The sequence below is a fragment of the Sporosarcina sp. Y1009 genome (genome assembly GCF_057669865.1).
Genome location: NZ_JBYHFO010000004.1, coordinates 225,914 through 240,995, shown reverse-complemented (window position 1 = coordinate 240,995; position 15,082 = coordinate 225,914). Strand labels below are relative to the sequence as shown.

Annotated in this window: 14 protein-coding genes; 10 read left to right on the top strand and 4 right to left on the bottom strand. The window is 37.1% G+C overall.

The features are described 5' to 3' along the window. Positions 1-137 precede the first annotated feature (137 nt). The 6 genes from AC25Y1_RS07270 (at position 138) to AC25Y1_RS07245 (ending at position 10,002) form a co-directional block, all read left to right on the top strand. Positions 138-1,265, top strand: a complete 1,128-nt coding sequence (locus AC25Y1_RS07270) for a THUMP domain-containing class I SAM-dependent RNA methyltransferase (protein WP_488147294.1) — start codon at positions 138-140, stop codon at positions 1,263-1,265. Positions 1,266-1,329: 64 nt separating this feature from the next. After that, the gene (locus AC25Y1_RS07265; RefSeq protein ID WP_488147293.1) at positions 1,330-3,237 is read left to right on the top strand and encodes an ATP-dependent DNA helicase; all 1,908 of its coding nucleotides are present in this window, start codon (positions 1,330-1,332) and stop codon (positions 3,235-3,237) included. A gap of 129 nt (positions 3,238-3,366) precedes the next feature. Beyond that, on the top strand, positions 3,367-4,866 hold the full coding sequence (locus tag AC25Y1_RS07260; RefSeq protein ID WP_488147292.1) for a carboxypeptidase M32: 1,500 nt from the start codon (positions 3,367-3,369) through the stop codon (positions 4,864-4,866). 100 nt (positions 4,867-4,966) lie between these two features. Next, complete coding sequence (locus AC25Y1_RS07255; protein ID WP_488147354.1) at positions 4,967-8,572, top strand: dynamin family protein; 3,606 nt, start codon at positions 4,967-4,969, stop codon at positions 8,570-8,572. Then, positions 8,573-9,394: a sulfurtransferase gene (locus AC25Y1_RS07250; RefSeq protein WP_488147291.1), complete on the top strand. Its 822-nt coding sequence runs from the start codon at positions 8,573-8,575 to the stop codon at positions 9,392-9,394. 17 nt (positions 9,395-9,411) lie between these two features. Next, entirely contained in the window at positions 9,412-10,002 is a 591-nt protein-coding gene (locus AC25Y1_RS07245; RefSeq protein WP_488147290.1) for a metallophosphoesterase family protein, read from the top strand. Between the two features lie 64 nt (positions 10,003-10,066). Here AC25Y1_RS07245 and AC25Y1_RS07240 read toward each other — a convergent pair whose 3' ends face one another. Then, positions 10,067-10,450: a reverse transcriptase-like protein gene (locus AC25Y1_RS07240; RefSeq protein ID WP_488147289.1), complete on the bottom strand. Its 384-nt coding sequence runs from the start codon at positions 10,448-10,450 to the stop codon at positions 10,067-10,069. Between the two features lie 83 nt (positions 10,451-10,533). On the opposite strand from AC25Y1_RS07240, the gene AC25Y1_RS07235 reads away from it, so the two are divergent. Beyond that, positions 10,534-10,722, top strand: coding sequence for a zinc-finger domain-containing protein (locus AC25Y1_RS07235; RefSeq protein WP_488147288.1), 189 nt, complete (start codon positions 10,534-10,536; stop codon positions 10,720-10,722). Positions 10,723-10,765: 43 nt separating this feature from the next. Here AC25Y1_RS07235 and AC25Y1_RS07230 read toward each other — a convergent pair whose 3' ends face one another. Further along, a complete protein-coding gene (locus AC25Y1_RS07230; RefSeq protein WP_488147287.1) occupies positions 10,766-10,975 on the bottom strand; it encodes a cold-shock protein in 210 nt (69 codons plus the stop codon). 141 nt (positions 10,976-11,116) lie between these two features. On the opposite strand from AC25Y1_RS07230, the gene AC25Y1_RS07225 reads away from it, so the two are divergent. Further along, positions 11,117-11,770, top strand: coding sequence for an HD domain-containing protein (locus AC25Y1_RS07225; protein ID WP_488147286.1), 654 nt, complete (start codon positions 11,117-11,119; stop codon positions 11,768-11,770). Positions 11,771-11,921: 151 nt separating this feature from the next. Here AC25Y1_RS07225 and AC25Y1_RS07220 read toward each other — a convergent pair whose 3' ends face one another. Further along, positions 11,922-12,674 carry a methyltransferase domain-containing protein gene (locus AC25Y1_RS07220; RefSeq protein WP_488147285.1) on the bottom strand — a complete coding sequence of 251 codons (753 nt, stop codon included), beginning with the start codon at positions 12,672-12,674 and terminating at the stop codon, positions 11,922-11,924. 26 nt (positions 12,675-12,700) lie between these two features. Next, positions 12,701-14,068, bottom strand: a complete 1,368-nt coding sequence (locus tag AC25Y1_RS07215; RefSeq protein ID WP_488147284.1) for an amidase — start codon at positions 14,066-14,068, stop codon at positions 12,701-12,703. 203 nt (positions 14,069-14,271) lie between these two features. Between AC25Y1_RS07215 and AC25Y1_RS07210 the strand changes: the two genes are divergently transcribed. Together AC25Y1_RS07210 and AC25Y1_RS07205 are read left to right on the top strand one after the other, a co-directional pair. Beyond that, a complete protein-coding gene (locus AC25Y1_RS07210) occupies positions 14,272-14,829 on the top strand; it encodes a GNAT family N-acetyltransferase (protein WP_488147283.1) in 558 nt (185 codons plus the stop codon). Between the two features lie 19 nt (positions 14,830-14,848). After that, positions 14,849-15,076, top strand: coding sequence for a TFIIB-type zinc ribbon-containing protein (locus AC25Y1_RS07205; RefSeq protein ID WP_488147282.1), 228 nt, complete (start codon positions 14,849-14,851; stop codon positions 15,074-15,076). Positions 15,077-15,082: the final 6 nt, after the last annotated feature.

Here is a 15,082-nt window from a genome sequence, read left to right as displayed (position 1 = left end):
TCTATTTTTACGATGAATAATATTTGGGTATACTTAAACAGCATGACGAATACTTTGTCATTATGAATATATGAATATTGGGTAAAGAATAATGAGATTGATGGGCATCGATGTAATGAAATGGGAGTTGAAGGAAAATGACAGAATATAAATTAGTCGCTACTTCTGCAATGGGATTAGAATCGATTGTTGCAGATGAGGTCAAAGCGTTGGGGTTTGAAACAAGAACGGAAAATGGAAAAGTTTATTTTCAGGGTGACGCTACTGCAATTGCCCGAGCAAATATGTGGTTACGTGTGGCAGATAGAGTCCGAATAATTGTAGGAGAATTTCATGCGGAAAGTTTTGATGAATTGTTCGAAGGAACGAAAGCACTTCCGTGGGAGACGTTTTTACCAGTGGATGCTGCATTTCCAGTGGCTGGAAAATCTGTCAAGTCAACATTGTTCAGCGTACCTGATTGCCAGGCAATCGTAAAAAAGGCAATTGTTGAACGGTTGAATTCAGCCTATAAACGAAGTGGGTTTTTGCCGGAATCAGGATCGTTATTCAAACTTGAAGTATCTATTTTAAAAGACAAAGTGACATTAACCATTGACTCAAGTGGAACTGGACTACATCGACGTGGCTATCGGATTGGGCAAGGAGATGCGCCTATTAAAGAAACACTTGCGGCGGCTCTTGTAAAATTGACTCGTTGGAATCCAGATCGTCCTTTCTTGGATCCACTCTGCGGTTCGGGCACAATCCCTATTGAAGCGGCGTTAATTGGACAAAATATTGCACCTGGTACCCACCGTGAATTTTTAAGTGAAGAGTGGCCGTGGATAGAAGATGTTGTTTGGACACGTGTTCGTGAGGAAGCAGAAGATTTAGCAAACTACGATCAAAAACTTGAAATTTCGGGTTCCGATAGTGACCCACAGATGGTAAGAATTGCAGAAGGAAATGCGGCTGAAGCTGGATTTCTAGATATGATAAAATGGGAAACGAAAGATTTACGAGACCTTGAAATTCAAGGGTTCAATGGTGTGATGGTGGGCAATCCACCTTACGGGGAGCGAATAGGTGAACTTGAGGATGCTGAAGAAATTACAAGAATACTTGGTGATGTCATGAAAAATCATCCTTCTTGGTCAGTCTATATGATTTCACCTTTGGAAAACTTTGAAACTTTATACGGTAGAAAAGCGACGAAAAAGCGTAAACTCTTTAATGGTTTTATCCGAACAGATTACTACCAGTATTGGGGTAAGCGTAAATAATTTCCATTTGTAGAAGAGGTGCGAAACCTCTTCTTTTTGCACCACTATTGGGAGGAGCCCGTTTATGAAAAAAAGAATGCCATTTCCTCTTTCGAAAGAAAAATCATTTTATGATTCATTGAATGACTGGATTGGGGATACGCTTTACGACGAGTTAACAGAAAAAGGATTTGAATGCCGTGATGAACAAATTTACATGGCATTTCAAATCGAGAAAGCTTTAAAAGAAAAGAAAGTGCTATTTGCAGAAGCAGGTGTCGGTACTGGAAAAACCATTGCCTATCTGCTTCCTGCAATTGCTTACGCGCGTTATACTGGTAAACCTGCACTCATATCATGCGCAGATGAAACGTTGATTGAGCAACTTGTTAAAGAAGACGGGGATATTCGAAAGCTTAGTGATGCGCTAAATCTCGACATTGATGTTCGACTTGCAAAAGCACGAGATCAATATTTATGTCTCAAAAGACTTGACGATGCCTCCAAACAGATTGGTGAAGAATATATCGATAATATAGAAGACGATCTTCCTGACTTTGTTTACGGAACTGGGTCCTTACAATCTATTTATCCATACGGAGAGCGTTCGGAATATCCAAACCTTAGTGATGAAGAATGGAATACGGTTAATTTTCACCCGATTCAGCAGTGCTTAGCTTGTGATTTACGTAACAGATGTGGTCAAACTATTCATCGCAATCATTACCGTGATGCTGTAGAGATTATTATCTGTTCACATGATTTCTACATGGAGCATATTTGGACCAAAGACTCTCGTGAACGACAAGAGCAATTACCATTGTTACCTGAAGTCTCTATGGTTGTGTTCGACGAAGGGCATCTTCTTGAGTATTCAGCACAAAGAGCGCTTACCTATGAAGTTCAAAATAGTACTTTATTGGATCTATTGGAACGCATCATGGTTAACGATATAAGAGAGCAAACGCTGCATTTAATGGAAGAGTTAATCGAAGTGCATGATCGTTTCTTCGAACTTATTAGGGATTACGCTGAACAAACCGATAACGAACGAAAAGCAATTAAAAAAGTGGAAGCAATTATTGATGTTGGAACAAAAGCGGTCCAGTTATCGACATTACTACTTGAAGAATTTGTATTTGAAGGTGAACTGTACATCATTCCAGAATATGAATTGAAAATGGTAGAAGAGTATCTCGATCAATATATATACTCAATGACATTATTTATCACTGAAAATGATGCAGTGGATTGGATTGAAGAACCAGAAGGTGAGTTGACACTTGTCGTCATGCCTCGATTGGTCACAGACATCCTACGGGAAAAATTGTTTTCGTCTCGGACTCCTATAGTGTTTTCATCGGCCACACTTTCAGTTCAAGAAAACTTTTCATATTTAGCTGATGGACTTGGCATACAGGAATTTCTGTCGTTTTCGGTAGAATCACCATTTGATTATGAAGAAGTTATGGAGATTCATGCGCACAATCGTCTTTCTACTGAAAAAGCTTCGAAAGTAATAGAATTACTTGATAATAATGAACAAACCCTAATTCTATTTAAATCGGAATATGCAATGACACAATTTAAGAACCAAATTCCAGATGGTCATTTATCTCAGATGGCATTTGAAGGTGAACGGGAACTATCATCAATCATTAAAGAATTCCAGCAAAAACAAATTCAGGTGTTATGTTCCTATAAGTTATGGGAAGGCTTAGATATTCCTAACGACGCTTTAACCCAAGTAATTATTCACGACTTACCATTTCCACCTGCTGACCCCTTATTCGATGCAAGGCGGCAGCATGCAACTGATCCTTTCAATGAAGTTGACCTTCCTTTTATGCTATTAAGGCTTCGTCAAGGTGTAGGAAGGTTAATCCGAACATCAGAAGATACAGGTAAAGTTCATATATTACTTGAACCTAATGAACAACACGTTAAAAATGATATTAAAGGGTTATTTCCCGTAGATATTATTTTTGATTAACTAGAATATTATTTTTTTAAATTTCGTTGAAATGGCAGGAAGTAGCCTTTTCAACGATTTTTTCAGTTTATATAACTGAAATTGTGCTACTATAATAATGAACTTTATCGTTTTAAGGGGGAAAATCATTTGACGACTGAAGAAAAGTTTTTGGCTTTACTTAAAAAAATGAGTGCGTATGAAGAAGCCATTTCGATTATGTATTGGGATATGCGGACTGGTGCTCCCAAAAAGGGACTTGAATCCAGATCGGAAGCTGTTGGTACATTATCATCAGAAGTTTTTAAGATGAGCGTTTCAGAAGAAATGGCAACGTTACTCGACGAGCTTGAGGAAAAGAAAGCATCACTCGATCCAATTATGTTAAAAACATATGAAGAAGTAAAGAAACAATACGATTTGAGCATAAAAATTCCATCTGAAGAATATCGTGAGTTTGTTGTGCTGACATCGCAGTCTGAATCCGCGTGGGAAGAAGCGAAAGAAAAATCGGATTTTGAAATGTTCCAACCTTATTTGGAAAAAATTGTTGCAACAACCAAACGATTTATCGGTTATTGGGGTGAAAAAGACGGGAACCCGTATAATACACTCCTTGACCAATATGAACCGGGTATAACCACTGATGTGATTGACGACGTGTTTGCAGAGTTAAAAAAGACGATTGTGCCGCTTGTTAAAAAAATAGCAGCAGTAGACAATCAACCTGATACGTCATTTTTGTTTGGTCATTTTCCGAAGAAAGCACAGCAAGATTTTAGTCTTGAGATTTTGAAGCAGCTTGGTTATGACTTCAATGCTGGGCGGCTAGATGAAACTGTTCATCCCTTTGCGATGGGGATAACGATTGGTGATGTGCGACTTACAACGAAATATGATGAAAATGATTTTAGGTCAGCTGTTTTTGGAACCATACATGAATGTGGTCATGGCTTATACGAGCAAAATATTGATGGTGCACTAGACGGCCTTCCAGTTGCAGACGGAACATCAATGGGAATTCATGAGTCTCAATCCTTATTTTACGAACAATTTGTCGGGCATCATGAAAACTTTTGGAAGTACAATTTCGAATTACTGAAAAAACATTCACCGAAGCAATTTAACGATGTTTTGCTAGAAGATTTCCTTCGTGCGATTAACGCATCTCAACCGTCTTTAATCCGAATTGAAGCCGATGAATTAACATATCCTTTACACATTATGATTCGGTACGAGATTGAAAAAGAATTATTTAATGGTGAATTAGAAGTGAAGGATTTACCAACCGTTTGGAATGAAAAATATCAAGAATATTTAGGTGTAACACCTGAAAATGATGGAGAGGGTGTTTTACAGGATGTACATTGGGCTGGAGGCTCTTTTGGTTATTTTCCATCTTATGCCCTAGGTTATATGTACGCGGCACAATTAAAAATCGCTATGTTGAAAGATCTTCCAAACTATGATGATTTGCTAGGAAAAGGGGAGTTTGCTCCAATTCTTCACTGGTTGACTGAAAATGTTCATAAACACGGGAAGTTGAAAAATCCACTAGAAATTATTCAAGATACGACTGGTGAAGGCTTAAATGCGAAATACTTAGCTGATTATTTATCAGAAAAGTATTCCAATCTATATAATTTATAATATTAATGTTCCTTCACGATCTATTTGGTGAAGGAACATTTTTTCTATCTAAAAAAATGGTACAATGGAAATAGTAATTGATGAAGGGATCGAATGTTTAATGTCGAATTTTCAACCTAAACTTACCGAACTCATTGAAAATACAGCAACCTATGGTGAGTTATTTAATAAACATGGAGATATTGATCGTTATAATAAAATTATGCTTTTTGGTAAAAAACTAATTAAAGAAGAATATATGATTGGATTTGCAGGTCATTTTTCTGCGGGCAAATCTTCCATGATCAATGCATTAACGGGAGGAGATTTATTACCATCCAGCCCTATTCCAACAAGTGCAAATATCGTGAAAGTCAAAAAAGCGGATAAGGATTATGCAATTATCCATATGTTGAATGGAAAATCTTTTAAATCTGAAGGTCATAATTTTCCGAATGCTGTAAAAAACTACAGTAAGAATGGAACTGAAGTTTCTTTAGTCGAAATTGGTCATGAAAATTCTACTCTACCTGAAGGTATCACAGTTATGGATACGCCTGGAGTTGATTCGACCGATGATGCGCATCGACTTTCTACAGAATCTGCACTACATTTAGCGGATCTGGTATTCTATACGATGGATTATAATCATGTTCAATCAGAACTAAATTTTAGTTTTACAAAAGATTTAATGCGTCATAATCCCAATGTATACTTAATCATCAATCAAATAGATAAGCATCGTGAAAGCGAATTGTCATTTAAAGACTTTAAGAAGTCAGTAGAGCGTTCTTTTGAATTATGGGGTGTTAAACCGAAGAATATTTTCTACACTAGTTTAAGAGATAAGGACCACCTTCATAATGATTTCCACAAAGTGGAGACAATCGTTTCTGAATCGATGAATAATTGGCAGGAGCTATTTATCGAAAACGCTCAACAAACGCTAAATCAATTACAAGAAGAGCATGCCACCTTCTTAACTGAAAAAATTGCGGAAGAAAAAGATTTGCATGTAAATCTTGTTTCGGATTATGAATGGACCATGTATGAATCCATTCAAAAAGATTTAAAGGGAGTAAAAAAGGCACTTAGTCTACAATCCAAAGATGTGTTTGTAGGGTCATTCGACAAAGGGCTAGCTGATCTTATTGAAAATGCTTCGATTACACCGTATGAAACAAGAGAATTATTGAAAAGGTACTTGGAAGCACTTTCATCGAACTTTAAAGTTGGATTTCTCTTCGGGGCTAAAAAGACAACCGAAGAGCGACAAAGACGAAAAGAAGAATTTGAGGAAAATATTCAGCAACTCATTCATACACAAATCGAAGTTCATGTAAAAACGTACATGAAAAAATTATTAACTGAAGCGAACTTATTAACTGATGAACGTACTTTAACAATCGATTCTTTGAATTTAAAAATTCCTTTTGAAGAATTGAAAAAGAATTTTAATGCTTCAGACACGATGATCGGAGAGACAGTTATTAACAATGCCAATCAAATGAAGACAAATATTATGATGGCATATCGACGTTTAACAGAAGACTGGAAATTAGCGATTGCAGAAAGTATGCATTCCCATAGCGATGAAAAAAGTGTGCAACTCAATCAAAGAGTTCATGCCTTAGAAAAAAAGCTAGAGGCTATCGAACAAGTAGATCAGTTGTTGGAAAGTGTTAATGATTTGAAGAATGTCCTAGAAAACCAGTCAGCGAACTTGATTGCTGGGAGAGATAGACTAATTAAGACATGGCATTCAGAAGATATTCTTGAGATAGGGGAGTCGCTTGCTGACATAGAGATAGAAACTGAACAGCTTATCGCTCTTGAAGAGGAGATAATAATAGAAGATATTCCTTTTTCTGAGCGTGGGGAAGTAAGTAGTGAAGCGCGACACGTAGCTAAAGTTGTTGAAAGTATTCCTGGCTTTTTAGAAACTGCTGAATACTTACGAAACAAAGCAAAACGATTAGACGAACAAGAATTTACAGTTGCGTTATTTGGTGCATTCAGTGCTGGTAAATCATCCTTTTCAAATGCATTAATCGGAGAAGGTATTCTACCTGTATCACCTAATCCAACGACTGCAACAATTAATCGGATTTGTCCGGTTGGTCCTGGTAAAGAAGACGATACGGCAGACGTCTACTTAAAAACAACAGATAAAATGACTGAGGATGTACAGCGCTCATTTTCTGCGCTTGGCATTATAATCGATTCGTTGGAAGAAGCATTTGAACAAGTAGAAAATGCTTTACATGCAAAATTAACGGATGAAAAACTTCATATTCATAAATCCTTTATTGCTGCATTTGAAAATGGCTATCCAGTGTATCAAAAAGTGCTTGGAACCGTATTAAATGTACAAAGAGATGAATTTGTTAAATTTGTTTCTGAAGAAAATCGAAGCTGTTTCGTTGAATCGATAGATTTTTATGTGGACTGTGAGCTAACGAGAAAAGGAATTACACTCGTTGATACGCCAGGTGCTGATTCGATCAACGCACGGCATACAGATGTTGCATTTGAATATATCCGTAATGCTGATGCCATATTGTTCGTAACTTATTACAACCATGCATTTGCAAGAGCTGACCGAGAATTTTTAATTCAATTAGGTCGTGTAAAAGATGCATTTGAATTAGATAAAATGTTTTTCATCGTGAATGCAATCGATTTAGCAGCAAATGATGAAGAAGCAGAACTTGTACAATCATTTGTTGGGAATGAGCTACAAAAATTTGGGATTCGAAACCCTCGCGTACATGGGATTTCAAGTTTACAAGCATTGAAAGCGAAAAATGAAAATCAAAACGACGATATGATGTCTCTTTTTGAAAAAGATTTTCATCATTTCTTAGCGCATGACTTAAGAGGGCTTGCTGTCCAATCGTTAGAAGAAGAAACATCAAAAACAACAAATCGATTGGCATCCCTAATTTCACGTACAGAATTAAATATGAAACGAAAGTCGGCACGTCTTGAAGAGTTGTCTAGACTTGAAGAAATTATTCAAGAAAAATATCAGGATGATTTTATACAAGTATTTCAGACAAGCACCAAAAACGAGCTTAACGAACTCGTGTATTATATTTTACAGCGCATCTTTTTACGTTTTAGTGATTTTTATCGCGAAGCATATAATCCTTCAGTTTTCGCGAAAAAGTCTTCAAGTGATGCCTTAAGAGGGGCGTTAGAGGAAACCGTTCAAATGGTTGGCTTCGATCTGACACAAGAACTTAAAGTGACAAACTTACGAATCGCAAACTTTTTAACAAAACAACTAATGAGTAGACAACAAACAGAGATCCAATCCTTAAAAGAAATTGACGATATATTTGAACCAACTTTATTTGAACCAGATCAAGCTGAAATGTTGTCCTATGATTTTCCATTCACTGATTCAACTATTTATAGCAGTGTTAATCGATTATTTCGAAATGAAAAATCGTTTTTTGAGCGTGGCGATAGGGAGAAGTTGAAAGTTCGTCTTGAGGAACTTTTAAAAACAGATTCTGAACGATATTTAAGTAGGGAAAAAGATCGACTCGAAGATTGGGTGATTCAATTAATCTCAAAAGAAGCAGAAGCACTTAGACATCATTTATTAAAAGAATGTTTAACACAAATTAAATCTGAACGAACGCTTCTTGTGGAAACTGATAAAATTGATGAATGGCGAAACCTATACAATTCTTTACCAGTAAAGGAGGTGGTGTAAATGAGTCAGGTTTTTGTTTCAATTCATGACTTCGATTCGAAAAATGCAAAATGGATTGATGCACGTTTTTCATTATCTGATGCAACAGAGGGTAAGAAGTCATATGAAAAAAAACATGTTAGCGGTGCGGTTCACTGGGATCTCAATAAAGACTTATCAGATCTGACGAAAAAAGAAGGTAGACAACCAATGCCAAATAAGACTGCTTTAGTGGATCTTTTTAGAAGTAGTGGTCTGAACTTGGACGATACAATTTTAGTTTACGATGATGGTGGAAGCCCATTCGCAACGCGTGCTTGGTGGTTTTTACAATATGCAGGTTTTCAGAATGCGTCAATCGTAGTAGAAGGGTATGAAGCAATTAAAGAATCAGGTGTTCCAGTTGATCAGGAATCCCCGATGCCGATAAGGACAAAGGTCAATCCTAATTGGGATGAATCAATATACGCTACTCGAGCATTTGTGGAAGATATTGTCGAAGGGAAAGAAAGTAATCTTCTTATCGATGCCCGTGCAGCCAAGAGATACCGCGGGGAAGTTGAGCCGTTAGATAGAGTTGGTGGACATATTCCGTCGGCAGTGAATTTTGATTGGGAACAATTAATAGTCGATGGAAAATTTCAATTTGATGAAACAACAAAAGAAAAACTAGCGAGTATTGTAAGTCCTAAAGAAAGTGTGACAGTTTATTGTGGTAGTGGGGTTACGGCTTCACCGCTGTATGCAATGCTGTCGCATCTCGGGTATGAAAATATACGTCTTTATATTGGAAGTTACAGTGACTGGGTTTCTAAAGGAAATGCACGAATTGAACAAGGATAAGATTTTGGAGGTAGTTTATGATTTATGCTTTGCTGGGTGACATACATTCATCAAAAGAAGACTTAGAAAAAGTATTAAATCACATTCGAGAAGTGGAACCAGAAGCGAAAGTCATTGGGACTGGTGACCTTTTTGAATGTACGGTTAGTAAAAAAGATATTACGGCTGATAAATTTACAAGACTTGAACAAGTTATGATTAACCCAAAAGGCTTCACTGAACTATTAAATTTCCCGTCAGTTATCGGAAACCAAGAAGAGAGAATACTCTTCATCACGGAAACCGATGATCATATACGAAGAAAAATAGAAGCACTACCTGAAGTAATTAATCTTGGAAAAGGGCAAATACTTCACGGTCATCAATGGAAATGGGGCGGTGAACCATGGTCCTTGCAACAAGCAAACATCCATACGTCGCCAGTTTTTTACGGACATAGCCATATTTCGGCCTTAACGATTGATGGGGTAGGTCAAAAAGTTAATTTTGGTTTGCCCTATACATTAATTGGGGAAAATATACTTATTAATGTAGGTTCAGTAGTATTGAACCGAGAATGGCTAATTTATAATTTAGATGAAAATACAATCACATTTATGAAAACATGATAATAAGCAATAAGAAAATCGTTGAATGGGCATAGCCTTTCAACGATTTTCAAAAAACAATAGGCTATCTATGAATTCCCTCACGAGCCAGTACATCTGCAATTTTGTTATTGGCACTCGGAATCCACTTGATAAAGAAGTAATCAAATGATTTTGTTTGTGTAATGATTTCAGCCAAAATGCTTTTATGTGCTTCATTTTTAACGAATTCTCTTTCAACAGCAGTGACTACTGCTTGAGAATCAGATCGTACAGATACAATTCCGTTTGTGATTTTGGCTACTTCTTGAACACCACGTAGTAGGGCTAAAAATTCTGCCGTATGATTATTGGTTGGTTCAATACTTTCTGAAATTTTGATAAGATGGCCTTCGCCTTTAATGTAGATCCCAATTCCACTTTTCCCTGGATTCCCAGCACTTGCACCGTCAGTATATAATTCAATCATCTTTAAACACCTCGTAATAAAGTTAACTTTTAGTTACTCGTCTGTCTTCTGTATCATCAGAATGGCGTATATGGGAGGTTTGTATGGATAAAACAATAATAATAGAAGAAATTGATTCGGTCATGGATACTTTTTGCAAAGATTGTTTTCTTAAAAACCAACTGAACAAAGATAGAGGAAAGACTTCCGCACATCGATTTTGTATTGAAGGCTGTACAGTAGGTGACCAACTAAAGTTTTTAGGGAGTCAATTAAATAAATATACAAAATAATATCCCGCAAGCAAATTATGCATGCGGGATTTATAATTAAACATTAGTCGTTTTCTGTTTTTGAGACATTGGCCGCCTGAGGTCCGCGATTTCCATCAGTGATTTCGAAAGATACTAATTCTCCTTCATCAAGCGTTTTAAAGCCGTCACCGATTATGCCAGTAAAGTGAACAAACACATCTTCACCGTCTTCCGCTTCAATGAAACCATATCCTTTTTCATTGCTGAACCATTTCACTTTTCCTTGGTACATGTACGCCCCTCCCCAGTCCTACAATGTCTATCCACTAAGTTACATGGATGATTTTACTATACACGAATCGACATAGTACGTCAATGATATGCCCAAATCTTCAGAAATGTAAATTTGAATTAACAAGAAAAGGTGAGTCCATTGGAAGAATTATTTAAGAGTTGTCAGGGAACTGCGAAAGAGATGTATAGTGGTTTTGATGCAAGTCATGATTATGCTCATATTGAAAGGGTTATGACAAATGCTATGGAAATTGTCGCAACTGAACCACAAGCAAATGTAGGTCTTATTAAATTAGGGGTTTTACTTCATGATATTGATGACCCTAAATATAAAAGAGTTGCCAATTTATCTGTTCGAGAAATCCTCACAACACACGGAGCAGATGAGAACATGATTGAAGAAGTAGTCGCTTGTATCGATAGCGTATCATTTAGTGGCGGAAATGAAAAATCAATTACCTCACTTGAAGGGGCAATTATGCGTGACGCAGATCGATTAGATGCCATGGGTGCGATTGGCATTGCCAGAGCATTCGCGTTTGGTGGTTCAAGGGGTAGGAAGTTATATGATGTAGCTGAAACAGCACGCTCGGAAATGTCGGAAGCAGATTATCGTAAAAAAGAGACGGCGACAGTCACTCATTTTCATGAAAAGTTATTGCTTTTAAAAGAACTAATGGTGACGACTGAGGGGAAGCGATTGGCTGAAGAGCGCCATCTATTTATGCTGAGTTATCTACAACAACTCGAAAAAGAACTAGGAATAGAAAAAGAGCCAATTTCTCCCGAGTAAAGTCCACTTGTCTATAGCATATACCTCAGACCACTGCTACCGAGATTAATAAGGCAGACAGTATTTTGGAGTCTGCCTTATCGCATGGGCCATCTACCAACCTTCAACGAAGTATAGAGAAATCCCCTCGTTAATAAATTGAAATTATCTACTATTCATCCTTTTTGAGTACGGCTAAAAATCCCATCGCTCTTTCCAATGGAACATTTTCGGTGAAAATCCACTTGTCATAATCCATTTCGCCGCCTGGTGTTAATGATTGTATGGACAAACTAGTGGAAGATAATAACAAGTTTAAGTCTGCAGGTGAATAACAACGTAATGACTGTGTAACTTTGTCAGAATGAGTAGTCCACCAAGTGTCTAGCATTCGGCAACCTTCCGGATCGAATCCATACTGTCTATGACTATCTTCTCCGATCTTCATATCCTGCCCGGATACTTTTGCCCAATACCAGGGGGTGTAAATGTCTACTAATACAGCGCCAGTTGGTAGGAGCCAATTATCTATACGATGTAGTAAACGCTTCTGATCATCATCTGTACCAATTCCAAATCCATCCCAATAGCAGACTATATCAAAGTCATTCGGTAAATCAACCTGATAGAAATCTCCTTCGATAATCGTCATTTTATCTTTGACATTATGCGCCAATGCTAAATTATGAATTTGTTCGACTGCTGTCGGAACAAGTTCGATGACGGTTACGTCGTGACCACGCTTTGCTGCTGCGACAGCGAAAAGTCCGAGTCCACCACCTAATTCAAGGATTTTTAATCTTCCTTTCACAGTGGAAATAGCTTCAACTTTGTCCACGTTTGCTTCCTCGTATGATGTGATTGTATCCGCCATACCTTCAGTGATAGAATATTGTTTCTTATAAAAGTCCTGAATCCATTCCATTACAAATCACCTCTATTTTGTGAGCGTCAGCTTACTTTCGTTTTCAGTGTCTGCTCAATTCTTCTTTCACGTTCCTTATAAAATGTTGTTAAATGGGCTTGTTCATATGCGTAACCCGCACGTAGTAATGTTCTTTCATTGAATGCGGAACTGGCGAGTTGAAGTCCAACTGGTAATCCATTTGGAGCAATTCCACAAGGAAGCGAGAGCGCAGGCTGACCAGTAAAATTGAAAACAGCAGGGAGGCGTACCATTGAGTTAAATGTACTATCCATGATGCCGTTAATTTCGAATTTCGTTTCGCCAATTTTCTTCGTCGTATCCGGTGTTGTCGGCGTTGCGATTATATCAATTTTTGTAAACAATGCTTCAAACTTTTGAAACACTACCTTTTTTCTTTGTAACGCTTTAATATAATCCAATGATGAGATTGATTGGGTGAGTTCAAGAGATGCTTTTACGTCACGACCATATAAATCAATTGATTCAGTTAAAAATTGTTCGTGAACAAAACCAGCCTCCGCCATCCCGATACTTAGTGAGCATGCTAGATCACTTGATGTGAAAGGTATGTCAACTTCAATTAAAATTGCACCTAATTTTTCAAGATTATTTAATGCTTCGGCATATAAATTCGCAGTATTGTTCTCAATTAATTCATTAAAATAGTTTTTCGGAATGCCAACGCGTAACCCTCGTATATCTTTTGAAAGTGAACTTGAATAATCCATCCCTGTCATGGCATCCAACATCACACCAAGATCAGTCATGTTTTTTGTCAGCGGACCAATATGATCAAGGGACCAAGAGATATTTCTGACATTTGTATCTACGATCAATCCGTGTGTCGGTTTTAGTCCAACAACACCTGTCGCAGCTGCGGGGATACGAATTGATCCTGCTGTATCCGTCCCGATTGCAGCAGCACATAACGAAGCCGCGACCGCTGCCCCAGATCCGCCACTGGAGCCACCAGGCGTGTATGCTGTATTCCATGGGTTTTTAACAGCTTGATAAAATGGGTTATCTGATGTGATGCCAAAAGCATACTCATGCATATTGGCTTTACCGAGTGTGATTGCGCCTTCTTGTTGAAGTCTTGTGACTATGCCAGCATTGACATCAGGTATGAAATTTTCTTCGATTTTTGAACCGCTCGTTGTACGGATGCCTTTTGTATATAAATTATCCTTATAAGAAATTGGAATCCCTTCAAGAACACCGACTGATAGATCTTCCAGAAACTTTTGTTCTGAAATTTTAGCTTGTTTTAATGCAATCTCTTCAGTTACGGTGATAAAAGCATTTAACTCATCGAATTCTTTCATCCGATTTAAAAAAGCCTGTGTTATTTCAACAGGAGAAAAATCTTTATTTTTAAAACCGTTTTTCATTTCATTAATTGTTAAGTTTATTAATTATTAATATTCCCTCCAATGGTTAAAGTCGATGTTCACTTGATTAGCGTATCATATTTATATTTTTCTAACAATTATATTTAGATATATACTAATTTTGTAGAATTGAGAGGCAATCCTAGCAGTATTCCGTTAAACTATTCATAGGGACATATATTTATTAATTCGGAGGTAGTAATATGGCAGAACTGACAATTGAAACAGAACGACTTATTTTAAGGCCATTTAATAATGATGATTTTGAACAATGGACACTTGGATTTGATAATCGATTACCCTCAACCTATAAATACGATGATGGGTATGAAGATTCATCATCCTATTCGAAAAAATGGTTTATAAAGTGGATTAAAGGTTTTCATGAGACAGCTGAACAAGATGATGTATATATTTTGGGGATATTTAGAAAAGAAGATGGGGCTAATATTGGCAATATAGAAGTCGTTAAGATTTTGCGTATGGATTATAATTGGGCCATGATGGGGTACTCCATACATAACCAGTTTTTCCGACAAGGCTATGGAAAAGAGAGTGTTCAGGCTGCTATTGAATTATTTTTTTCTGAACTCAATTTTCATCGTCTTGAATTGCATATTAACGTAGACAATGAGCCGTCCAAGAAATTGGCTGAAAGTGCAGGCTTTCAATTTGAATGTATTAGAAAAGAATTCTTTTATGAAGGTGGAAAATGGATAGATCAACTGATTTACTATAAAAATCGTAATAATAGTTGGTAAGAAAAAGGGGAGTGGCAACTTGAAGTGTCCGAAATGTGCTGTAGAATTACAGGAAATTAAAAAGGAATCTGTATTGATTGATGTTTGTACAATATGTAAAGGCATTTGGTTAGACCGTGGGGAGCTTGAATTGATTGTACGGGAATTGAAACAAGAACGCAGTAACAAAACAAAAGGTAAATCAACAAAAGAGAAAAAAGAAACCACAATGCTTGATGTGTTAAGTGATTTAATCGTATTTTGGTAGAGAAAA